Origin of the sequence: Mesorhizobium sp. CA16 (genome assembly GCF_020165175.1) — a bacterium.
In the GTDB taxonomy this organism is placed as follows: Bacteria; Pseudomonadota; Alphaproteobacteria; order Rhizobiales; family Rhizobiaceae; genus Mesorhizobium.
On the sequence record NZ_JAIUHP010000008.1, the window covers coordinates 202,147 to 225,480 of the forward strand.

The window sequence follows — 23,334 nt, forward strand, 5'->3', positions numbered from 1 at the left end:
CACTGGCGACCGCTTCGAATCCAAGTTGCTCTGCGCTGACAATGCGCTAGTCTCGCTTTCTGGGGAGCTGCCAGAGTGGGGCTGGTGTGAGAATGAATTCGAGTGTCGATCTGCTGCGGATCGAAGACGTTGGCATCTCTTTTGCCATCATGGGGGGGCCGTTGCATGCCGTCAGGCGCGCAAATCTTCGCGTCCTGCCCGGTAAGGTTACCGCGCTTGTGGGCGAGTCAGGTTCCGGTAAATCGGTTCTCAGCCAAGCCGTGATGGGCATTTTGCCGAACACAGCCCATGTTCGCGGCCGGATCCTGTTCTCCGATCCTGAAAAGCCCGGCACGACGCAGGATATTCTCAAGATGTCGCGTGATGGGCCCGAAATCCGGGCGTTGAGAGGCAGCCGCATCGGCAAGATCTTTCAGGAGCCGATGATATCGCTGTCGCCGCTCCACACGATCGGCAACCAAGTCAGCGAATCCCTGCAGATTCATACGCCCATGGCTCGGGCGGAGCGCAAGGCGCGGACCGAGGAAATGCTCAGCCTCGTCGGCTTTCCCAATCCCAAGCGCGCCTATGACATGTATCCCTTCGAACTTTCTGGAGGATTGCGTCAGCGCGCCATGATCGCCATGGCGCTTATCTGCCGGCCCGCCCTGTTGATCGCCGATGAGCCGACGACGGCGTTGGACGTCACCATCCAGGCGCAAATCCTGCAATTGCTGCGCGGGCTTCAGACCAAGCTGAACATGGCGATGCTGCTGATCACGCACGACCTCGGCGTGGTCGCCAATGTCGCCGACGAGGTGGTGGTCATGTACCATGGCGAGATCATGGAGGCGGGACCTGTCGAGGCGATATTCCGCCGGCCAGGCCATCCTTACCTTAAGGGCCTGATGGCAGCCGTTCCGCATTTCGACCTGAAGCCTGGCGAAAGGCTAAAGGCGCTACGCGAGGTGCCGGTGAATGTCGGAAACCTGCTCGGCAAGCAGACCGCGCCGGCATCGGAGGGGCCGGATGACATCCTGCTGTCGGTCAGGGATCTGACAAAGACCTTCACCATCCGCAAGTCCGGATGGTTCGGCGGGGATCATCAAACCACTGTTCGCGCCGTCGACGGTGTGAGCTTCGACATCAGGCGAGGTGAATGCCTGGGTCTGGTCGGCGAAAGCGGTTCCGGCAAAACCACCGTCAGCAAGATCCTCATGCGGGCCGTCACTCCCAGCGGTGGTTCTGTGATCTTCAACAGCCGCGAGGGACCGATCGACGTCCTGGCAGGCGAGGGAGAGGCCTTGCACATGCTGCGCGCGAAAATCCAGATGGTCTTTCAGGATCCGGTTTCGTCGCTTTCGCCTCGCATGACGGTGGAGAACATCTTGAGCGAGCCGCTGGAAATCCATCAGCGCGGCAATGCCGCGTCCCGGTTAGCCATGGTCAAGAACCTGATGCAGGCAATCGGGCTCGATCCGCGCTTTATCAAACGTTACCCGCACAGTTTCTCCGGCGGGCAGCGTCAGCGTATCGGCATCGCGCGCGCGCTAGCGCTGGGGCCTGAACTGCTAATCTGCGACGAGCCGGTTTCGGCGCTCGACGTCTCCGTCCAGGCGCAGATCCTGAACCTTCTGAAGGATCTGCAGAAGGAACTGGGGCTGACCTACCTGTTCATATCCCACAACCTGGCGGTGGTGGACTACATGGCAGACCGCATCGCCGTGATGTGCGGCGGGCGTATCGTCGAGCTTGCGCCGCGCGAAATCCTGCTCAGGAAACCGATCCACCCCTACACGCGCTCACTGGTCGCCGCAGTGCCTTTCCCCGATCTCGACAGGCCGATGGATTTCAAGACGCTGAAGCTCAGCGGCGCTTCCGACAGTAGCGCCTGGGGACCGCAATTCCGCGACGAGGGCAGCGACGATATGCTATCGCCGCTCGATCTTGGCGGCGGCCACCTCGTGCTGGCCCGGCGTTCGGCCGATGTCAGCGAGCTGCGCCATTGATCAGCCGGCGCACCGTCCTCGGCCTCTTGGCTTCGGCATTTGTGCCGAGCACGTTGCACGCCGGCGATCTGGAGCCAGAATTTCTTCAGCCGCTGCTGAAGGCCCTGGCGCTGCCGGCACTCGCCAAACGCCTGCCCAAGAGCCCGCGCGTGGTGAACCTCGCTGCAATGGGCCGGCAGCCCGGCCAGTATGGCGGCACGCTGCGCACGATCATCGGCAGCCAGAAAGATATCCGGTTGATGACCATCTACGGATATGCTCGCCTGGTCGGCTATGACGAAAAGCTCAACCTGCAACCCGACATTCTCGAAAGTTTCGACGTGGCGGACGATCGCGTCTTCACTTTCAAGATACGGGAAGGACATAAATGGTCTAACGGCAGCCTGCTGACGCCGGAGGATTTTCGCTATTGCTGGGAAGATGTCTGGCTGAACGATGAGCTTACGCAAGGCGGGCTCCCCCCGACGCTGCTGGCGGACGGCAAGCCGCCACGCTTCGAGATCGTCGATCCGCTGACGGTCCGCTATAGCTGGGATGCGCCAAATCCCGACTTCCTGCCCAAGCTCGCTGCCGCTTCGCCGCTATCGCTTGTTCTGCCGGCCGCCTATCTCAAGCAGTTCCACAAGAAATACCAGGATCCATTCCGGCTCGCCGGCCTGATGGAGGAGAACAGGGCCAAGAAATGGACGCTCCTGCATATCCGCATGTCTCGGCAGTATCGCCCGGAGAACCCGGAACTGCCGACGCTCGATCCCTGGCAGAACCGGACCAAGCCGCCGGCCGAGCAGTTTGTCTTCGAGCGAAACCCGTTCTTTCATCGAATAGACGAGAATGGCCGGCAACTGCCCTATGTTGACCGGGTAATCATGAATGTGAGCTCGTCGGCGATCATCTCCGCCAAGACCGGTGCCGGCGAGAGCGACCTGCAATGTATGGGAATTGACTTTGCCGATTACTCCTTCCTGAAGGATGCGGAGAAGCGCTACCCGGTGAAGATGCATCTGTGGAAACGCACACAGGGTTCGCGGCTGGCGCTGCTGCCCAATCTGAATTGTGCCGACCAGGTGTGGCGTGGCCTTTTTCGTGACGTGCGCATGCGTCGCGCACTTTCGCTTGCTGTGGATAGGCGCGAGATCAATTTGGCGGTGTTCTACGGATTGGCGCAGGAAAGTGCCGATACGGTCCTGCCAGAGAGCCCGCTCTACCGGCCGGAATTCGCGAAAGCCTGGGTAGCCCATGATCCCGACCAGGCCAATGCGCTGCTCGATGAGGTCGGGCTTCAGACGCGTGACGGTGACGGCTTGCGGATACTTCCCGACGGACGCCCGGCGCAAATCATCGTGGAAACGGCCGGCGAAAGCACACTGGAAATCGACGCGCTCGAACTCATCACCGATCACTGGCGCGAGATCGGCCTCGCCCTGTTCGTCCGGACTTCGCAGCGCGACATCTTCCGCAGCCGCGCGCTTGGCGGCGAGATCATGATGTCGATATGGTCGGGCATCGACAATGGCGTGCCGACCGCCGATATGAATCCGTACCAGTTGGCTCCCACCATGGACGACCAGCTGCAATGGCCGCTCTGGGGTGCTCACTACCTGTCCCATGGCACGCTCGGTGAGGAGCCCGATCTTCCGTCTGTCGTCGAGTTGATGGCTTTGCTCAAACGCTGGAACGCTTCGACCGGAGCCGCTGAGCGCGCCGAAATCTGGAATTCAATGCTGTCGATCTACACCGATCAGGTGTTTTCGATCGGCACGGTGAACGGAACGCATCAGCCGATTCTGGCGTCCTCGCGGCTGCGCAATCTGCCTGACAAGGCGCTCTACAGCTACGACCCGACCGCCTATTTCGGTGTCTATATGATGGACACATTCTGGCTTGGAGAGTCCTGAGCGTGCTTCGATATATTGTCTGGCGCATTGCTGTGATGGTTCCGACGCTGCTGATCATATCGGCGCTGGTGTTCACGATCATCGAACTTCCCCCGGGCGACTATTTCGACAGCTATGTTTCCGAGCTTCGGGCTCAGGGCGAAGCGGTGGATTCCGATCGCATCCAGATGATGCGCAAGGAGTATGGTTTCGACAAGCCGCCGGTCATTCGCTACTTCTACTGGGTCGGCGGAATGCTGCACGGCGATTTCGGCTATTCCTTCGAATATGAGCTGCCGGTTCGCGACGTCATCGGGGACCGAATGTGGCTGACCGTGCTGGTTTCCTTCGTCACGATCATTTTCACCTGGCTCATCGCCTTTCCGATCGGCATGTACTCAGCCACCCATCAATACAGTTGGGGCGACTACGGCCTGACTTTCTTCGGCCTTCTCGGCCTTGCCATTCCGAATTTCATGCTGGCGCTGATCCTGATGTATTTCGCCAACATCTGGTTCGGCACGTCCATCGGCCATCTCATGGACCAGCAATATCTCGGCGAGCCGATGAGCTGGGCCAAGGCGAAGTCGATCCTCGCCCATCTCTGGATCCCGGTCTTGATCATCGGCACCGGTGGCACGGCAAGCATGATCCGGCGGCTGCGCGCCAATCTGCTCGATGAGCTACACAAGCAATATGTCGTGACCGCGCGCGCCAAAGGCCTTCATCCCTTCAAGGCGCTGGTCAAATATCCGCTGCGCATGGCGCTCAATTTCTTCATTTCAGACATCGGCTCTATTCTGCCGGCCATCATTTCCGGCGCCGAAATCACGGCGATCGTGCTGTCTTTGGAAACGACCGGACCGATGCTGATCAAGGCGCTGCAAAGCCAGGACATGTATCTGGCAGGGTCGTTCCTGATGTTCCTCGCCTTCCTTACGGTCATCGGCGTCCTGATTTCCGACCTCGCGCTGGCGCTGCTTGATCCGCGAATTCGTTTGCAGGGCGGGAGCACCAAATGAATACGCAATCGCCGCTGCCCGCTCCGGGTGCTCCACTACAACACTACGTTTCCATTGCGCCCTTTGACCTGCAGTCGGTCGAGGCGATGACGCCTGAGCAGTCGAAAGTCTTCCAGGCGTCGCAGTTGCGGCTGATGTGGTGGAAATTCCGACGGCACCGGCTTGCCCTCATATCCGGCATATTCCTGGCAGCGCTTTATCTTGGGATACTGATCTGCGAGTTCCTGGCGCCCTACAATCTGCACACGCGCAACATGGACTACATCTATTCGCCGCCGCAGTGGGTGCACCTGTTCCACAACGGCCAGTTTGTCGGGCCGTTCGTTTATGGCCGCGAGATGACGCTGGATATGGACACGCTCAAGCGGAACTATATGGACAAGCAGGATGATGTTCAGCGGATCCGTTTCTTCTGCAAGGGCGACAGCTACCGGTTCTGGGGTCTGATCGAAGGTGACAGGCATCTTGTCTGTCCTGCCGAAAACGGCCAGCTCTTCCTGGCCGGCACCGACAGGCTGGGGCGCGATGTGCTCTCGCGCATCATCTACGGCGCACGCATTTCACTGACAATCGGCCTGGTCGGCATCGGTTTCAGCTTCCTGCTCGGCATCGTCATCGGGGGGCTGGCCGGCTATCACGGCGGCATCTTCGACCTGATCGTTCAACGGATAATCGAAGTTCTGCAATCGATCCCCAGCATTCCGCTCTGGCTGGCTCTGGCGGCGATCATGCCGATAACCTGGAGTCCGATCCTGATCTATTTCGGCATCACCGTCATCCTCGGGCTGCTCCACTGGACCGGACTGGCGCGGGCCGTGCGTTCAAAGCTTCTAGCCTTGCGCGAGGAGGATTACGTTCTGGCCGCGCAATTGATGGGCGCCAGCAGCAGCCGCATTATCCGGCGGCACCTCATTCCCGGCTTCATGTCGCATCTGATCGCGACGGCGACGATCTCCATACCCGGCATGATCCTGGGCGAGACGGCGCTGAGCTTCCTCGGGCTCGGCCTGAGGGCGCCGATAACCAGCTGGGGCATCCTGCTCACCGAGGCGCGCAGCGTTAGCGTGATCGCGTTCTATCCATGGCTGCTTTTGCCGATCCTCCCCGTCATTCTCGTCATCCTGGCGTTCAACTTCCTCGGCGACGGCCTGCGGGACGCCGCAGACCCCTACAAGTGACATCGTTGTATTCCGCCGCGCGGCCTGCCGACGGCTCCACCCGGAATGACGCTTGTGGGCGGCCGGTGCGTTATTGCAGGGTTCGTCATTCGCCTCTATATGCGGCAAGCCTCGATCGGGGCTGCTGGTTCAGGACATACAATCGCATATGAGTCGCCTCGACAATTTCATCAGCCGGATGACCGCACAGCGCGACATTCTCAATCAAATCTGCCCCGAGGTGGCGAAGATGGAGGGGCTTGTGCTCGAACTTGGCCTCGGCAATGGCCGGACGTTCCACCATCTGCGCGAGCGCCTGCCCGGACGCCGGATCGTGGTGTTCGACCGCGAAGTTGGCGCACACGCCAGCTCAATTCCCGAAGCTGAAAATCTCGTGCTCGGCGATATACGCGAGACGGCGAGGAGGTTCATCGGCATCGACGCCGCTCTCGTCCATGCCGACATAGGCACCGGCTATGACGATCGCGATGCAGTGACTGCCACCTGGCTTCCCGATCTGATTGCGCGCATGCTTCGCGTCGGCGGCTTCGCGGTGAGCGGCACGCCGCTCGATCACCCGCAGCTGCAACGCCTGCCGGCGCCAACTCCGGAGCCCGCCGATCGTTATTTTCTCTGCAAGCGCGTGTGAGGGTGGAGACGGGTCTTTAGGGACCAAGTCTTCAAGGGATCGTATAGACTGCTATCTCCCGCTCAATGCCGCGCAGCGAGACCTCATGAGGCACGGGCGTCAGCGCCTTCCTTTGCAACAGATCGGCGGTGAGATTGTCGTCGACCACCGCACGAGTGGCGAAGATCGCCTGTGCATTGGCAAGATTCTGGACCCGCGATGCAATGTTGACCGTCTGGCCGAAATAGTCCTGTCGCTCGTTCATAGACACGGCGATGCAGGGGCCGGAATGGATTCCGATCTTGAGCAGCAGATCCTCGCGCCCGCTCTCGTCGTTGAGCGCACGCATGGCATCGCGCATCCTGAGGGCCGCGGCAATCGCACGATCAGGCGTCGCGAAGGTCGCCATCACCGCATCGCCGATCGTCTTCACCACCGCGCCAGCCTCCGCCGCGACGATCTCGTGCAGAACCTGAAAATGCGCGCGCACGAGATCGAAGGCCGAAAGATCGCCCACCCGCTCGTAAAGCGCGGTCGATCCGCGCAGGTCGGTGAACAGGAAGGTCAGGCTGGTGATCTTCAGGCGCTGGTTGATGTCGAGCGTATCCGTGCGATAGAGATCGCGGAACGTCTGATTGGTGAGCAGGCGCTTGGCTGTGAGGAAGGGCCGGCGCCTGCCCAGCAGATCGTGCAAGCCCTGACTGGCGATGAAAACCGTCGGCAGCACGCGTGTGTCGGTCCTGTTCTCCAGCGAAATGCGCAACGGCCCGGGTTGCATCTCCAGCGTCTGGCTCTGGACATGGTCGCGGTCGAAGACCAACGAAAGGCTTCGGCGCTCCTTTGTCGGCTCACCCTTCACGTCGATGAACTGCACCGAATGGGTAACCGGCTCGAAGACGATGATGAAATCGGACGGAAGCTGTACGGTCAGAACCGCCTTTTCACCGGGCGCAAGCTCGATGTCCTCCAGCGAGATCTCTTCCATCCTTTTCGCGAAGTCTTCATCCGGCAGATCGACGCCGGACGCCCAGTAGATCTGCCGGAAATACTCCATCAACGGCAGCTCATGCGGATTGTGGGCGGCGATCCTGCGTATGCGGGGACTGACGGTGAACGTCACCTCGACCATCTCGTCGAGGGTCGGTGAATAACCCTCGGCGCACAGCGTGCAGGTGTATTCGTCCTTCTGCACCGTTTTCAGCGTGGCGTTGGTGTCGAGCACGCCGCCACAGCCGGGGCACAGAACATTCCACGAAATGTCGAAGATGCCGACCCGCGCCGCATGGAGAAAGGCGCCTATGGTGCGCTCCTCGTCGAGGCCATGCTTGCTGGCGAAGGCCGGCGCATTGATGCGGCAAAGCTCACGGTCCCCGCCTTCCGCGATGGTTCGCTGGATCGCGTCGATTGTCAGTGGATCGACATCTGGTGATTGCCGCAAAAGCGAGAACAGATCCTGAACTTCGTTCATCGTGCAGGCTCCGAAAATGCGCCCAAGCCATGTTGACCGGACCGCTCCTTGGTCCGGCCGCTGCATTTTACTTCGAAACGGACCGTGCGACCATTCGAATAGACAAACCTGATGACGGTTCAATTCCATTCGGCAGATTTTCACCGGCCGCAAGCGGCACTATGATGGTCCACGGGCATTCACCTTGGGGACTCTCTCCCATGCCGACATCCGACAATCCGCCATTTCCCGCGGCCCTGCGCCTTTTTTCGGTGGCGGTCATCATCGTCTTGATCGTGGGCGCGGGCCTGTTTTTCGCGCCTGTGCTGGTCAAGCCGAGGTGGCCTTGGGCCGTCACCCCGTTCAATGTCCGCTTCCTCGGAGGCTTCTACACCGCCGAAATGGTCGTGATGGCGGCGCTGCTGTTCTGGAACCGCTGGTCGCCCGGCAGGCTCGTGCTGGTCATGGCCTTCATCTTCACGGTCATCGTCTCGGCGGCTTCGTTCATCAATCTCGGCTATTTCAACTTCGAGCGCAAAGCGCCGTGGCTGTGGTTTTTGGTCTATCTTGCCTCGGCCGCGGTATCCGGGCTGTTCCTGTGGCGGGCCAGGGCCCGTCCTTCGGTAAAAGGCGTGGCCTTAACCCCCGCATGGCGCGGCTACATGTCAGCGGAAACGGCGATCCTTGGGCTATACGGCGTCGGCATGTTGCTGTTTCCCCGGGTGGTCAGCAGCAGTTGGCCATGGCCGGTCGATCCCTTCCACGCCCAGGTCTACAGCGCCATCTTCCTCGCCGGCGCCGGCGGCGTATATCTCCTCTGGAAAAACGCGCCGCGCGAGGAACTGCTGGTGCTAGGGCTGGCGCAGTTTTTGGTTGGCCTGCTTGCCGCCGTTGGCCTCGTCATCACCGACGCTGCGGTGCACCGGATCGACTGGGCGGCGACCGGGACGTTGTGCTGGCTCGCTCTTTTCGGCTGGATCGGCATCAGCGGCGTCTTCAAACTCTACGCCGCCTCCCGGTATTTTAGCTCGCAATCGGCATCATAGCTTGCAGACACGGCTGGATTTCCAGGTGAGGTCCGGTGCATCGTGCCGGACCGATTGCCTTCGCCGGGAACGCCATGACCAGCACGACCTCGCCATCGTCCGAGAAGATCCGGCCACAGCTCCGACCCATCCGGTCAAGCGATGCGGAGGCGCTTTGCGCTATCTTCAACATGCCGGGTTTCCGCTGGGGCACGTTCAGGATGCCTTTCGAGAGGGTGGAGCAGGTGGAGCGGCGTATCGCCAAGTCCGGCCAGGAAACCACCTGGATCGTTGCGGAGGTGGACGGCAAGATCGTCGGCCATGGCAGCCTGATCGTACAGGGCTCGCCGCGCCGTTCGCATATCGGCGAGATCAACATCGGCCTTCACGACGCCTTTGTCGGCAAGGGGATCGGCTCCGCCATACTTGGCGCGCTGCTTGACGTGGCCGACAACTGGCGGGCCCTGAAGCGGGTCGAATTGACCGTCTATGCCGACAACGAACCGGCTATCCGTCTTTACACGAGCCACGGCTTCGAGATCGAAGGTCGGCATGTGAAGGCCGGTTTTACCGACGGGCGGTACCACGACCTCCTGAGCATGGCCCGGCTGCGGTTCTGAGATCCGCTGTTGGCCTTGGCCGTGCAGCCGATCTGACATTTTGTGCCGAGTCGGCGAACGGGTGATTGCTGATGGAGAACTCCGTGGGATACGGTCAATTTCGTCTTACACCATTTGATCGCGTTGCGTGGGCCGAGCGCGTCCAGCAAGTCTGGTTCCCTTGGCCTCTGCACCGCAAGCGGCTGACGGGAACCAATGACCGCCGTCTTTGACCCGACCCCTACGCCTCCGGTGGAAATTCTGGCTTTGCTGTCGCCACTCTGCCCGGAAGTCGTGCGTGACATCGAGCAGAACTGGAATGCACCGGTTTCCGACTACGCCCGCCATCTGTGGCGGCCGGTGGCAAGGCCCACATCCGGCCCCGCGATCGCTGCCCGCTCGATCCTGCGCGAAGTCCTGCATCAGCGCCTCGGTGTGATTATGCAGCCTGAGGAGATCGGCAAGGCCCTCGAAGAGTTCGAGCACAGACCGGTGATTCAGTCCGGCCTGCACTGCCTGCTTCTGATGGACCGGATCACCTTCGATGCCCTCCTGATTGCTTGGCTCGGCGCGGTCGAAAACGGGCTGTCGGCCTTCTTCGGCTTCATGGGAACGACGATGACCATGGAAACAATTGGCCGGGAGGGGCCGGGATGGCTCGATGTCGGCGAAGACAAGATCAACCTGTTCGGCATGGGGCGCCACAAACTGTGCCGCAAAAGTGTCTGCGTGGCCGGTCCCGTCTCCCTCAACAAGCGCGCGCTCGAAGCGGTGGGCGATGAAACGGATGCCAGCCGCTGGCTGGGCACACTGCTTGCCAGTCAAGACAAGGTGTTTGGAACCGCTGCCGATGCGCTGACAGCCTTCAACCAGGATCTGGTCGCCAATTGGGATCGATCCGGCATGGCCCTGCCGGTTTTCATCGATGATCGGCTCGCCGCGGCTGCCATGGCTCGGCATCTGGAATATGACGACAGCCTTCTGTCCAGGCTGCTCGTTGAGCCCGCAAGGCGCCAGCGTCTCGAACGTGCCTTGCAAGAGGCCGCATCGAGCCCATTTGGCAGATTCCTGCCCAATACCACGGCCTATTTCTGGGGCATCCGCGAGGAGCGCGTGCGCAAGCTCGTCCTCGAGAACGGGCACCTGGTCGAGCCCGACAGGCCGCATGGTCTTTCCATCCCGTTCGAGCGGCCGTATCTCAAGCAGGCGCTGCTGGACGGCGTGCTGCTGCCGAACTTGTTCCTGATGTTCCTCGTTCTTGCCATACTGCCGCGCGTGCGGGCTGTGGGCGGTTTGAGACAGATTGGCTATGTAGCGCTTTTCCACTCGATCCTGCTGGCTGCGCTAGACGAAAACGCGCCGGAAGAGCGCGATCTGGCTGCCGAGCTGCAGGTCCGGGAAAATGCCTGGGGAATGCGGGTCATCGATGAAAAGATCTCGGTCCGCGAGCAGCTTGCCGGCCTACCCGAGGGGGCGCTCTTCCCGGAACTGCTCCGGCAATATCGTTTGCGGACATTTGCCGAGACGACCGACGATCTGAAACTGGTTCGCGAAGACGCCCGGTGGCGCAAGGTCGGCCAGGCAGAGATCAAGGCGACCTGAGCCTCACTTCAGCCCTTATCTCAGGCTGTTTTTCTAGGGTGCAACCGCAAGCGACGGCGATTTATCGGTGAGCCTCTGGCGTCTGATCCGGCCGCTTCCTTGAGGGTTAGCAGCAGTCAAACGGAAACAAAACGGTTACGGAGGCTCCATCGCGATCGGCTGCAGTTCAAGGCCAGACCTGACTTGGCCTCACCTGTCATTGCACGATACCGGCCTTGCGGAGCCCGTCCACGACGAGTTCGAAATCGGCAGGGTTCTTGTAGGGCAAGACTTTGCGTCGGTAGTCCAGCGAATAGTCCGGATTGACGCGCAGCACCTCCTGCCATGCCCCACGGGCCTCGTCGAAACGGCCCAGATGGCCGTAGCTGGCGGCCAGAAGCGCGCGCGAGACATCGGTGGCAGCGTTGCGAGCCAGCCGTTGCAGCAAGAGGTCAACGGCCTCTTCGTACCTTCCGAGTTGAAACGATGCCAAAGCCTGGAAATGCAGAAGCACATCCGGAAAGTATGGATTCAAGGTCTTGCCCCGGGCGAAACTCTCGAGCGCCTCTTCGGACCTGCCCGAATAGTGCAGCGCCTCGCCGAGGATCACGTGCCCTTCGGCGAAGTTCGGATTGAGGGCTATCGCGTGCTCGGCTTCGTTGATGGCCTTATCGTGCCGTCGTGTATACAGCTTGACGATAGCCAACGCCCAGTGCGCCCAGGGATCGCTCTCATCCAGCGTTACCGCTCGCGTCGCAGCCTCTTCCGCTTGCGCCATCGATTCCGGCGGCGACCCACTCCACCTGTTCAGGTAATCGAGCCCGTGCGTCAGGGCGAGGAAGGCGTGGGCAGAGGCAAATTTCGGGTCAAGTTCGATGGCACGTTGCAAGAGGTCGCGGGCTGCGACGTTCGTCTCCTTCGTCAGCCGGTGCCACAGCTCTCGGCCCCGTAGGAAATAGTCATACGCCTCCGTGTTGCGCGCATACTCGGGCGCCAGCCGCTGACGGTCGCGCGCAGTCAGATTGAGCGCCAACGCACCGACGATCTGCTGCGTCACGTCGTCCTGCACGGCGAATATGTCGGTCAGGTCGCGATCGAACCGCTCCGCCCAAAGATGGCCGCCCGAGGCTGCATCGATGAGCTGCGCGGTAATGCGCACCCTGTTCCCCGACTTGCGTACGCTGCCCTCGAGTACATGCCGCACGCCGAGCTTCGTGCCCACCTCCTGCACACGGACATTCTGGCCCTTGAAGGTGAACGACGAATTGCGTGCGATAACGAAGAGCTGCGACAGTTTGGACAGCGCGGTGATGATGTCTTCAGAGATGCCGTCGGCGAAGTAATCCTGTTCGGCGTCACCACTCATGTTGGCAAACGGCAGGACGGCGATCGATAGCTTCGGCGGCGCTGCCGTCGCCGGTCGCTCCGTCGCGGTTTCCGAGGTCGCGGCCGCCTTGGTTCCGGCGCTGCCGACTTGCAGCGAATAGACCCGGATCGGCTCGGCGATGTTCTTGAGCTGTGTGCTGCCGAGATCGCTGACCGAGAGGTCGAGCCTCGCCTTGACCTGGCGATAGGCATCCTCGGACAGGCAGATGGCACCGGGCGCCGCGACGCCCTCCAAACGCGAGGCGATGTTGACGCCGTCGCCCATCAGGTCGCCGTCGCTCTCTTCGACCACATCGCCCAGATGGATGCCGATCCTGAACTCGATGCGGCGGTCCTGCGGCACGCCGGCATTGCGCTCGACCATGCCGTTCTGAACCTCAACGGCACAGCGCACGGCATCCACCACGCTGCGGAACTCGACCAGCGCTCCATCCCCGGTGCGCTTGATCACCCGCCCGTGGTGCACTTCGATGGTCGGATCGATCAGGTCGCTGCGCAGCGCCCGCAACCTCGCCAAAGTACGATCTTCGTCCGCGCTCGCGAGCCGGCTGTATCCGACCACATCGGCAGCCAGGATTGCCGCTAGCTTACGATTCTCGCTCATGGGTCGTCTCCTCATTTCCAGGATAGCAGGAAGACGGAGGGTAAGAGGGAACTTTCGCAAGGGACGGCCAGGCAGCCGCCCGAATCGACAGCGCTCTGCCACAGAACCCACACTAATCGCTCGATGCCCATTTGCGTTGCCGCTTGCTGGTCGACGGCTATCGGTTCATCCTTGTGTGAATACCCGGCCGTGAAGTGCGTAGCTAGATCACGCCGTCACGGCCCCTGGTGAGGTCTTGTTCGATGGACTGCGCGGGCTGCGGTTTCGAGGTTGAGGACGGTTACGCTTTCTGTCCGAGGTGTGGCAGGCGCCAGCCCGTGCCATGCTCCAGTTGTGGCTACGTCTGCGCACCTGATTTCGAGTTCTGTCCGAAATGTGGGACAAGCGTCGGTGCGCCGGCAAAAGCCGTCGAACGGCCTGATCCGACACCAAGCCGGACCATTGTGCCGCCTTCTCGAACTCCGTCGCTGCTTGCAAACATCGAAAGCGAAGACGGGCTGCATCCCGTCTCTGACGCCGATCGCAGGACGGTAACGGTCTTGTTCGCCGACCTTTGCGGCTTCACCACACTCAGCGAGCAGCTCGACCCAGAGGTCATGCAAACGCTGCAGAACGAACTGTTCAAGGAATTGACAGCGGCAGTGCGAAACTTTGGCGGTTTCGTCGACAAGTTCATCGGCGATGCACTGCTTGCCTTGTTCGGTGCACCGGTCGCGCATGAGGACGATCCGGAACGCGCGCTTCGCGCCGCTCTCGACATGATGGCCCGGACGGCACGGCTCGGCGAAAGCACCTTCCACTCCGGCTCGCCTCTGTTGCTTCACATCGGCATAAACACTGGTCCGGTCGTTACTGGGGGATTGGGCATCGGTACCGCCAAATCCTATTCGGTAACCGGCGATACGGTGAATACGGCGCAACGCCTGCAATCGCTGGCCGCACCGGGTGAGGTGCTGGTTGGCGAGCTCACTCACAGGCTGACCCGGCATGCCTTTGCTTACGAGTCGCTGGGTGATGTCGTGCTTCGCGGCAAGGCTGGCAGCGTGCTCGTCCACCGACTGGATGGACCGCTTGCGGCGCCGCGTGCAGCGCGCGGGCTCGAGGCGCTCGGCCTCAGCGCGCCGATAATAGGCCGCGGTGCGGAGCTCAATAGAATGCTGGCCAGCCTTGATCAGGCGTGCGGCGGCTCGGCCCAGCTTGTCCGCCTCGTCGGAGAAGCCGGTATCGGGAAATCGCGGCTGGTGAGGGAGTTCGTCGCCCGCGTCGGCGACGAGGATCGTTTTCGCAACGTCGCCGTGCGGCAGGCCACGTGCTCGCCGCTTGGCGAACAATCATTCGGCGCTTTGGGTGCAGTGGTGCGCAGCGCTGCCGGGATGATGCAAAACGACAGTGGGGAGGAAATGCGGGGCAAGCTCGCAGACTTGCTTACCGATCTCGGCCTGCAGGGCGAGGAGGTGAAGCGGCTGATGCCTTTGCTCTACCATGTGCTTGGGCTTGGCGACCCCGACGCCACCTTGCAGTATGTCGAGCCCGAGCAACTGCGGCGGCAAATTCTCTACGCGGTCCGCACGATCATCGAACGGCGGCTTGCGTTGTCGCCGCTGTTGATTGTCGTCGAAGACCTCCACTGGGCCGACGCCGTGTCGCTCGAGGCACTGCGTTTCGTGATGGACAGGTTGGAACGCACGCGGTTGATGTTGCTGGTCACGCATCGTCCGGCGCCGCACAACAACCAGCTCGACTCAAGTCGAGTCAGTCACACGGCGCTCAGGCTTTCGCCGCTCAACGGTGATGACGGTCGTAGCCTGCTGGCGGCGCTTTTCGGCGAGAGCTGGGTAAACACCGCAGGAGGGCTTCCCGACCAGATCCTCGAGCGCGCGGGCGGCAACCCGCTTTTCATAGAGGAGATTGTTCGTGGCCTTATCGATCGCGGTATTCTGGTGCGCGTGGGCCAGCGATGGCGGACTGTGGCAGGCCAAGTCGCAACCGGCATTCCCGCCACTATCCAGGCAATGTTGCTTGCCCGCGTCGACCGGCTGCCCCAAGAGGTGCGGCGGTTGGCCCAGGAAGCCGCGGTAATCGGCCCGCGCTTCGATGCCACACTTCTAAAAGCCGTGACAGCCGACCCAGGCCGCCTGGAAGCCGGCTGCGAACTGCTTTGCGATGCGGAAATCATCGAGGAAGTTGCCGGATCAGGTTCGGTCTCATCGCAAAGCTACCGCTTTACGCAAACATTGCTGCAGGACGTGATCTATCAGAATCTGCTCCTGCAACGCCGGACCGACATTCATGGACGGATCGGTGCCGCCTTGGAGCAACTGTGCGGCGACAAGCCGGAACGGCTCGAGGATTTGACCGTGCTCGGCCATCATTTCGCACAGAGCGCCGAGCGGGAAAGGGGCGCGCAATACCTGCAGGCGGCGGGCGATCGCGCTCGCATGATATATGCCAACGACGACGCCCTTCGTTTCTACGAGCGAGCCATGACTGCGTTGGGCGCGGTCGGGCAAACACCGCTCAAACTGGCAATTGCAGAGCGCATTGCCGATTTGAGCGGTCCGCTAGGCCGCCGCGAGATCGCGCACCAGCACTACGAGACGGTCTTGCAGGCATATCGCGAGTCGGGCGATCGCGTCGCTTCGGCGCGAGTTTTGCGCAAGGTCGGTCGGCTGTTCTGGGACGTCGGCAAGCGGGACAACGCAGAATCCAGTTATGCCGAAGCGGCAGCGCTTCTCGATGGCGCGGATGCCCCGGTCGAGCAGGCGCATCTCTGGCAAGAACGTGGCCGACAGGCGTTTCGTGGCGGAGATCACGCTCTCGCGGCAAAATGGGCAGACGCGGCGCTGGATTGCGTACGCACTCTGACAGCCGAGCATGCCTCAGAGATGGGGCGTGATGCCACTCTTGTGACCGCCGAGGCACTCAATACCAAGGCTGTTGCGCTGGCTCGCCTTGGGCGAGACCATGAAGCCGTGCGTCAGATTGAGCGCAGCATCGAATTGGCCGAAGCCGCCGGTCTGCTGGGCGCGGCCTGCCGCGGCTACACCAATCTCGGCGTGCTCTACACGACCATCGATCCGGCACAGGCCATAAAGGTCTGTCGCCGCGGTCTTGAAGTGGCGCGCCATATTGGTGATTTGGGCTTCCAGGCGCGCCTCCTCGCCAACCTGGCGGTTGCTTGTTGCACTTTCACGGATCGCTGCCCAACGGAGGGCGTGCCTGCTGCCGAGAAGGCCATCGAGATCGACCGGGCGCTCGACCAGCGCGAGCACCTGCCGGTGCCGTTGATCGTGCTTGGGCAGATCCACCAGTGCAACGGTCGTCCGGAACTGGCGGTTGGCTTGTTCCAAGAAGCACTGGACGTAGCGCGCGAAACGAGTGAGCCCCAACTGCTGTTTCCGTGCTATGATGGCCTTGCAACGCTTAACCTCGACCTCGACAATCTGGCCGAGGCTGAACGCTACTTTTCCCTGGCGCAGGGAATATGCGCCCAGCACGGGCTCGACCCGGAAGCGCTTGTGGTGCTGCCTTTTCTCGATTAGCCGGGTGGGAGGTTGAAAAATGTCCGCGCGTATTGACTTGGTACCGCTTCAACCGGGCGATCGTGCGCCGAACGTGGTGCTCGACGCCATCACCCAGGAAGGCAAGATCGCGCTTGACGACTTCCGCGGACAAAAACCGGTGCTGGTCGGCCTGTTTCGAGGTCTCCATTGTGCGTTCTGCCGGCGCCATATCGCAGCCCAGGCGCGGCTTGATCCGGAACTGCGCGAAAAGGGGGTGGAAAGCCTGACGGTGGTCAACACGCCGATTGAGCGGGCGCGTCTCTATTTCCGCTACCACCCGATGCCGAATCTGCTTGCGGCTTCCGACCCCGAACGCGCTTCACATCGTGCCTTTGGACTGCCCAACCTCGAATTCACCCAAGACGAAACGAACTGGCCGTACAAGGTCTCGATGACAGCGGCAAAGGATATGCGGGTCGACATACCAGGCGAGTTGCCCGCTCCCATGGATCCTTTTGCGGCCAGCGAATTCCTCGACAAGAAGGACCATTACGAAGTGACCGAGGCCGACGAGCAGATGATGGCAACGGGTCACGGACAACTGATCGGTCAGTTCCTGCTGGACCGTCAGGGGGTCGTCCGCTGGAGCTTCACTGAAGTCCCAGAGGGTGGGCGATACATGTTTGGGGCGCCGAACCCGCAGGAGCTGATGTCAGCCGTGTCCCAGGTCGCCCAATAGACTTGCGACCAAGGTAGTCGGCGGACACCGACAAAAAAGCAGAAGAGGTTTGTTCACCGTTCATTCGAGTACGGCCTCGACAGTGGCAACAAAGTCGTCGAGCGAGCGATCCCCGCGAACCTCGATGCGCGGAAGGTCGATGGGGTCGCAATCGAGGTCCGCCGGCCCGTGTTTGCCGCCGAAGCCGATCCGATAGCCGCACTCTTTGGCCAGCCGGCCAAGCCGTCGGTCGGTGACAGAGAATGGTGCCGTGAACGTCGTGGTTGGACGACCGGTCCACCGTTCGATGAACATACGGGAGCGCAGGAGCTCGGCGGCCAAGTCAGAACTCGACAGACCATCGATCGCGCGATGCGTCGCCAGATGGCTTCCGAAGAACGCACCTTCGCCGGCGAGGCGTCGCACCATCCCGGCGTCCATAAGCTGCGTCGGCGGACCACTGTGGGCGTCCCACTGGGCACTTTTGCCCACCAAGTCCGTCACCAGGAATACTTCCGCGGTCAGGTCGTTCTTGCGCAAGGTCGGCCAGGCATGGTCGGCAAAGTTCTGGAAGCCGTCATCGAAAGTGATGAGCACTGGGCGGCCAACGAAAGGGTGGCGGTTGGCAATGGACCATTCCAGCTGCTCGGACATAATCGCGTGAAAGCCATTGGAACGCAGCCATGCCATCTGGCCTTCGAATGCGGCGGGCGTGCACCGAAAACGGGCGAGCGCGGCCGGACCATCATCGGCGACGCTGTGATACATAAGGACAGGGATACGCTGCCGCCGCTCGCTACGTGCGACGTCGCGGCGCAAGGCCCGTGCCCCGCCCCAAACGATATTTCGCGCGACCCCAATACCGATGGGTGCGCGGATCGGCACATGATCAATCATCGGTTCCGTCGCCACGTCGTATGGTGACAGGCGGTGGAAGCGGTCTATGCGATAGAGCTCGGTCTGGATCGATTGCTCGAGGACGAGGCCTTCAGTCGCTGCCAGCGTCTCTGAGATCGCTTGTGCGCCGAAAGTGTTCCAGTCGAAGCCCGTCCTTTCAACATTGTCACGGAGTACGAATGCGTGTGCGCTGATAAAACTGCCGCCAGGCGCCAACGCCTCAACAAATTTCTTGGCGATACGCCGCAACTCGGCGAGATCATCCAGGTAGTAGAGCACTTCCGAACAGACGATCAGATCCATCCCACCTGGCAGCGTGTCCGCCGAGAAATCCAGCACACCGAATTCAACATTCGGCTGATCGCTGCATCGCGCGCGCGCCCGCCCGATGGCTATGGCGGAGATGTCAGTTGCGGTCAAATGGCCCACTCGCGGCGCCAGCTGCCGCGTGAAGTGGCCCTCCGCGCAGGCCAGCTCAAGCGCCCGTCCGATAGGACCGGCAGGCAGAATTTCGAGCTGCCGCTCATATTTTTCCTGCTCATAGGGTGAACTGTAGTTCCAGGGGTCCTCCGTCGCGAAATAACGATTCCAGAAAGACGTGCGATCATTGTCGTGGTCATCCGCGGCCCGTGGACGGCGCGGCACTGCAAGAGGCTCTGTAATTTCGGCGCTCGACCGAACCAGCCCCTGCGCTTCAGCGACCAATCGGGCGAGTTCGCCGAAGTGGCTGTCCGGATCAGACGGATGCTCCGCCATGGGCAACGACGCCTCGGCTGCAGACAGGTTTGAATCGTCGGCAACGCCGCTCTGCGAGGCCAGCTTAATCCAATGGCTCCTTGTCACTTTCCCGAGCGCGCCGAACTGCACGCGGGCCCCGATCCGGCCGTCCACCATCAGATAGGCATAAATTTGGTCGATTCCTTCCGGCAATTCTATCGAGATCGGATTTCGAGCGTCGACGCGAATTCCCAGTGTCCGTGCCAGTCTGCGCGGCGCGGCGAGATCGTCGAAGTCGAGAAGCATTTGCTCAAGGTGATACTGGACGCGGCGACCCGCAGCGGGATCGTCCCAGATCTTGCCGAGTTCGATGATCAGCTCGGTGAGAGAGCCGCCGAACCTCTCCCATCTGGCAGCCAGTTGCGTTGGCACCGATAGGCTTCCTACCAAAAGGCCATCGAAGACCACCTTGGCGACCTCACGCGCCCACTTACGTCCTGCCGGGAGCGCGCGCAGGGACTGCGGGTTGATCGAGTGCGAGCCGCCGCCGCAATCCGACGCGGCGTTCCACAGTGCGAACCACGCGAGTGCCTGGGAAGCGGTGCGGCCGTTCGCCTCGATCGCTCCATTGGCGTGAGCCGATGCTGGGTGTTTGACCCTGGGATCAGGAGAAAAGCCGCGGGCGATCACGATTTCCGCATCTGCCAGCATCTGCGTCGAATTGCGGGAGAGCGAGTTGGGGCTGACGCTATAGAAAGCGAGCGGCTCGTCGACCATCACCCAACGTTTGCCTAGACGTGCGAGGCGCTGCCACAGATCCCAGTCCTCGCAGGTGCGCAGCGACACATCGAAACCGCCCAACTCGACAATTGTCTCCCGGTCGACCAGCAGCGCGTGAGTGCGAATGGCACACCGGCGGGCGAAAGTTTCGAAGGGCTGGATCGCAACCTCAGTTGAGATGCTCGACGGGGTGAGTTCGCCATCGGGCATCACGCGCCGAGAACCGCAATAGGCGGCCACTGCATCGGGCGTGGTTTTCAATGCGGCCAGCATTTTCGCAAGGAAGCTGGCATCCACCCAATCGTCCGCGTCCAGAAACATGAGCCATTGGCCGCGCGCTGTCGAAATCCCGCTATTGCGCGCGCCGGCGGCGCTATACGCGCAAGACCTCAACGCCCGAAATCGGGCATCGTGCTCCGCATAACCGGCAATGATAGCGGGGGTGCGGTCCGTGGAGGCGTCGTCGACGATGATCGCCTCCCAATCCACTATTTCCTGATCGAGAAGGCAATCGAGCGCGCGCGCCAGCGTTACCTCCGCGTTGTGCGCAGGAACCACGATTGAAACCAAAGGATTAGACGCCACGCCGTCCTACCCGCGCCTAGTTCGAAGGTGGAACAGGATGCGTTGGTCTTTCTCGGCGCAGGCCGTCACAATCGACGCCGATCCGTCCGTCGACCCATCATCCATCACGACTATATCCAGTACCTGGTAGGTCTTCCGGCGGATGCCGGCAAGCGTTGCGCCGATGGTTTTCTTGGCATCGAACATCGGTATCACACCGCCTGCGGTAGCATTGTCCTGGATCATCGAGCTTTCGTTTTCTTCGGCAAGAGGTCGGCGAATGTCAAAAACGTGCCCGGCGCAACGGTCTAGCTCGGAACGATGAAGTCTTGCACCACAACTTCGGCTTCTTCAAGGTAGGAGTAATGGGGGACATAGACGTCGTTGCCTGCCGATTTGAGGGAAGGTTAAACCACGATGCCACTCATGAATCGACGATTGGGAGCCGGGTATCTGGCGCGCCCGGCACGACATTTCGGAGATCTGACGGCACTGCTGGCGGTGATTGCCGGGTCGCTCGTCCTTGGGATCGCCCTCTTGTTGGCCGGTCCGGTACAGGCACAGGCGCCGGCGGCCGTCCCGCCTGAAAAGGTCAAACAGCTGTTCGAGCTTCTCGACGATCCGTCAGTGAAGGCCTGGGTGGCCGAACAGCGAAAGCAGGGCTCCGGGCCGACGGGAGCGCCTGCCGAGGCGGGAGCTTCGCCGGCCGACATATCGTCTGACCCCGCGGCCGCACCGGGCCAGATGAATACGATGGCATCCTCGACGCTCGATCGGATCAAGCATCATATCGAAAGAATTGCGCGAACCGTGCCTTTGCTGCCAGGTCAGTTCGCGCGCGTTCGCACGGAGACCATGGACGATATGTCAAGCAAGGGCTCTGCCGGCGTATTCATGCTGATTGCGATCTTCATCGCCGCCGGCGTGGCGCTCACCTGGGCAATGTACAGGCTCACCCGTCCGTTTCGTCTTTGGATCATCGCGCAGTCGAAGGATACGCCGATTGGGCGAGCCAAGAAGATTGGCGGCCGCACGCTTTATTCCAGCCTGCTGATCGTATCGTTCGCGCTGGGCAGCGCCGGCGCGTTCATGTTGTTCGACTGGCCAATGCTTATCCGCGAGATCGTGCTGACATTTCTGATGGCTGCGGTCGTTACGGCGGGTGTGCGCATGTACCTCGCAGCCATGCTCGTCCCTTCCTTCATGAAAGTCGAGAACGCCGTCGAGGTTCGTGCTTTGCCGATCACCAACGAAACGGCCGACCATTGGTTCTATTGGCTACCCCGGATCGTCGGCGTCTTCGCCTTCTTCGGCGCGGCGTTTATCCTCTTGCCGGGTCTCGGCATCGATCGGGACGGAATGCTGGTCCTGTCAACGGGCGCCGATTTCGTACTGCTGTTGCTCTTGCTGCTTGCGGTTTGGCGTCGACCAAGAACACAGCGAGACGGTGCGCACCAAAGCGGCCACACGGCAGCGACATGGCTATTGACTGCTTATTTCGTCGTTCTGTTCCTGCTGCGCATCGCCGGCCTCAATATATTATTCTGGTTTACCTTCGCCGCATTCTTCCTGCCTTTGGCGGTCGTGCTGACGCAGCGCGGGGTCAATTTCGTCCTGCGGCCGGGTTCGGAGGATGCTGGCCGGCCTACGATCCCGGCGGTGACGATCGCTGTCATCGACCGCGGAGTCCGGATGATCTTGATCCTGGCGGCGGCTTATTTTCTCGCGCGTGTCTGGGGCCTGGACATGCAGTCGATGCGGGACAGCGATACGACGACCACGGTCGTATTGCGTGGCCTGATCAATGTCGTGGTCATTGCCCTCGCAGCCGATTTCGGCTGGTCGATCATCAAAGCTTTGATCGAACGAAAGCTGGGCATCGAAACACCGCACCCTGTGATGGGCGACGAGGACGTCCCGATCCTCGATCCGCAGCAGGCGCGGCTGCACACGCTCTTGCCTATCCTCCAGAACATTCTGCTCGCATCGATCATAGTGATGGCGGTGCTTATGATGCTCGCCTCGCTGGGTATCCAGATTGGCCCGCTGATCGCTGGCGCTGGCGTCGTCGGCGTCGCGGTGGGCTTTGGGGCACAAACCATCGTCAAGGACATCATTTCGGGCGTGTTTTTTCTGCTCGATGATGCGTTTCGTGTCGGCGAATATATTTCCTCGGGCAATTACAAGGGTACTGTGGAAAGCTTTTCGCTGCGCTCGGTGAAGTTGCGCCACCATCGTGGTCCGCTGTTCACGATACCTTTCGGTGAACTCGGGGCAGTTCAGAACCAGAGCCGTGACTGGGTTATCGACAAATTCAATATCACCGTCGGCTATGACACCGATATCGACTTCGCCCGCAAGCTAATCAAGCGGATCGGGCTCGAACTGGCGGAAGATCCCGAGTTCAAACACTGGGTGCTCGAACCGATCAAAATGCAGGGTGTACAGGAGTTCGGCGAGTACGGCATCGTATTGAGGGTCAAGGCCACAACCAGACCGGGAGGCGCCTTCAACATGAAACGCAAATTCTATGTACGTCTCCGCCAGGTCTTCAAGGAGCAGGGCATCGAACTCCCATTCCCGACCGTCCACGTCGAGGGGCTGCAGAACCCCCATGGGAACGCGCCGTTGGAGATCACACCCGAGTTGAAAGTGGCCGTCGCGCAGTCGCACACCAATCGGCGCAGAAAAAAAGCCAGCACAACGGAGTAGGAAAGCTGTGACACCTGCGAGTCACAGTACAGCTTTCCGCGTATCGCCCGTGGCAGAGATACTCTTTCTTTCCGTGTCCCTCGGACCGATCATTGCCGCATTCGGTGATGTTTCGAAAGAGGCTGGAGGAGA

Annotated in this window: 15 protein-coding genes; 11 read left to right on the top strand and 4 right to left on the bottom strand. The window is 61.1% G+C overall.

Going from position 1 to position 23,334, the window contains the following annotated elements:
* The first annotated feature begins 92 nt into the window (after positions 1-92).
* From LB525_RS14110 to LB525_RS14130, 5 genes are all read left to right on the top strand, one after another.
* On the top strand, positions 93-1,988 hold the full coding sequence (locus LB525_RS14110) for an ABC transporter ATP-binding protein (protein ID WP_224545062.1): 1,896 nt from the start codon (positions 93-95) through the stop codon (positions 1,986-1,988).
* Positions 1,985-3,883, top strand: a complete 1,899-nt coding sequence (locus LB525_RS14115; protein ID WP_224545063.1) for an ABC transporter substrate-binding protein — start codon at positions 1,985-1,987, stop codon at positions 3,881-3,883. Before LB525_RS14110 ends, LB525_RS14115 begins: the two co-directional genes overlap by 4 nt.
* A gap of 2 nt (positions 3,884-3,885) precedes the next feature.
* Complete coding sequence (locus tag LB525_RS14120) at positions 3,886-4,884, top strand: ABC transporter permease (RefSeq protein WP_095765758.1); 999 nt, start codon at positions 3,886-3,888, stop codon at positions 4,882-4,884.
* The gene (locus LB525_RS14125; protein ID WP_224545064.1) at positions 4,881-6,062 is read left to right on the top strand and encodes an ABC transporter permease; all 1,182 of its coding nucleotides are present in this window, start codon (positions 4,881-4,883) and stop codon (positions 6,060-6,062) included. Before LB525_RS14120 ends, LB525_RS14125 begins: the two co-directional genes overlap by 4 nt.
* A 148-nt stretch (positions 6,063-6,210) precedes the next feature.
* Positions 6,211-6,690, top strand: coding sequence for a class I SAM-dependent methyltransferase (locus tag LB525_RS14130; protein ID WP_140846271.1), 480 nt, complete (start codon positions 6,211-6,213; stop codon positions 6,688-6,690).
* 31 nt (positions 6,691-6,721) lie between these two features.
* Here the strand turns inward: LB525_RS14130 and LB525_RS14135 are convergent, their stop codons facing one another.
* Positions 6,722-8,137 (bottom strand): adenylate/guanylate cyclase domain-containing protein, encoded by a 1,416-nt coding sequence (locus tag LB525_RS14135; protein WP_224545065.1) that lies wholly within the window; start codon positions 8,135-8,137, stop codon positions 6,722-6,724.
* A 200-nt stretch (positions 8,138-8,337) separates the two neighbouring features.
* Here LB525_RS14135 and LB525_RS14140 point away from each other — a divergent pair, with 200 nt between their 5' ends.
* The 3 genes from LB525_RS14140 (at position 8,338) to LB525_RS14150 (ending at position 11,342) form a co-directional block, all read left to right on the top strand.
* A complete protein-coding gene (locus tag LB525_RS14140) occupies positions 8,338-9,162 on the top strand; it encodes a hypothetical protein (protein WP_224545066.1) in 825 nt (274 codons plus the stop codon).
* A gap of 74 nt (positions 9,163-9,236) precedes the next feature.
* Entirely contained in the window at positions 9,237-9,761 is a 525-nt protein-coding gene (locus tag LB525_RS14145) for a GNAT family N-acetyltransferase (RefSeq protein WP_140846263.1), read from the top strand.
* A gap of 195 nt (positions 9,762-9,956) precedes the next feature.
* Positions 9,957-11,342: a hypothetical protein gene (locus LB525_RS14150; RefSeq protein ID WP_224545067.1), complete on the top strand. Its 1,386-nt coding sequence runs from the start codon at positions 9,957-9,959 to the stop codon at positions 11,340-11,342.
* A 196-nt stretch (positions 11,343-11,538) separates the two neighbouring features.
* Here LB525_RS14150 and LB525_RS14155 read toward each other — a convergent pair whose 3' ends face one another.
* Positions 11,539-13,311 (bottom strand): adenylate/guanylate cyclase domain-containing protein, encoded by a 1,773-nt coding sequence (locus tag LB525_RS14155; RefSeq protein WP_224545068.1) that lies wholly within the window; start codon positions 13,309-13,311, stop codon positions 11,539-11,541.
* Between the two features lie 242 nt (positions 13,312-13,553).
* On the opposite strand from LB525_RS14155, the gene LB525_RS14160 reads away from it, so the two are divergent.
* Both LB525_RS14160 and LB525_RS14165 read left to right on the top strand, forming a co-directional pair.
* A complete protein-coding gene (locus tag LB525_RS14160; RefSeq protein WP_224545069.1) occupies positions 13,554-16,853 on the top strand; it encodes an adenylate/guanylate cyclase domain-containing protein in 3,300 nt (1,099 codons plus the stop codon).
* 19 nt (positions 16,854-16,872) lie between these two features.
* Positions 16,873-17,553, top strand: a complete 681-nt coding sequence (locus LB525_RS14165; protein ID WP_140846267.1) for a redoxin domain-containing protein — start codon at positions 16,873-16,875, stop codon at positions 17,551-17,553.
* Between the two features lie 60 nt (positions 17,554-17,613).
* Here the strand turns inward: LB525_RS14165 and LB525_RS14170 are convergent, their stop codons facing one another.
* Positions 17,614-20,511 carry a glycosyltransferase gene (locus LB525_RS14170; RefSeq protein WP_411971026.1) on the bottom strand — a complete coding sequence of 966 codons (2,898 nt, stop codon included), beginning with the start codon at positions 20,509-20,511 and terminating at the stop codon, positions 17,614-17,616.
* 6 nt (positions 20,512-20,517) lie between these two features.
* Positions 20,518-20,736: a glycosyltransferase family 2 protein gene (locus tag LB525_RS14175; protein ID WP_140846269.1), complete on the bottom strand. Its 219-nt coding sequence runs from the start codon at positions 20,734-20,736 to the stop codon at positions 20,518-20,520.
* Positions 20,737-20,916: 180 nt separating this feature from the next.
* Between LB525_RS14175 and LB525_RS14180 the strand changes: the two genes are divergently transcribed.
* Positions 20,917-23,202 carry a mechanosensitive ion channel family protein gene (locus LB525_RS14180; RefSeq protein ID WP_224545071.1) on the top strand — a complete coding sequence of 762 codons (2,286 nt, stop codon included), beginning with the start codon at positions 20,917-20,919 and terminating at the stop codon, positions 23,200-23,202.
* Positions 23,203-23,334 lie beyond the last annotated feature (132 nt).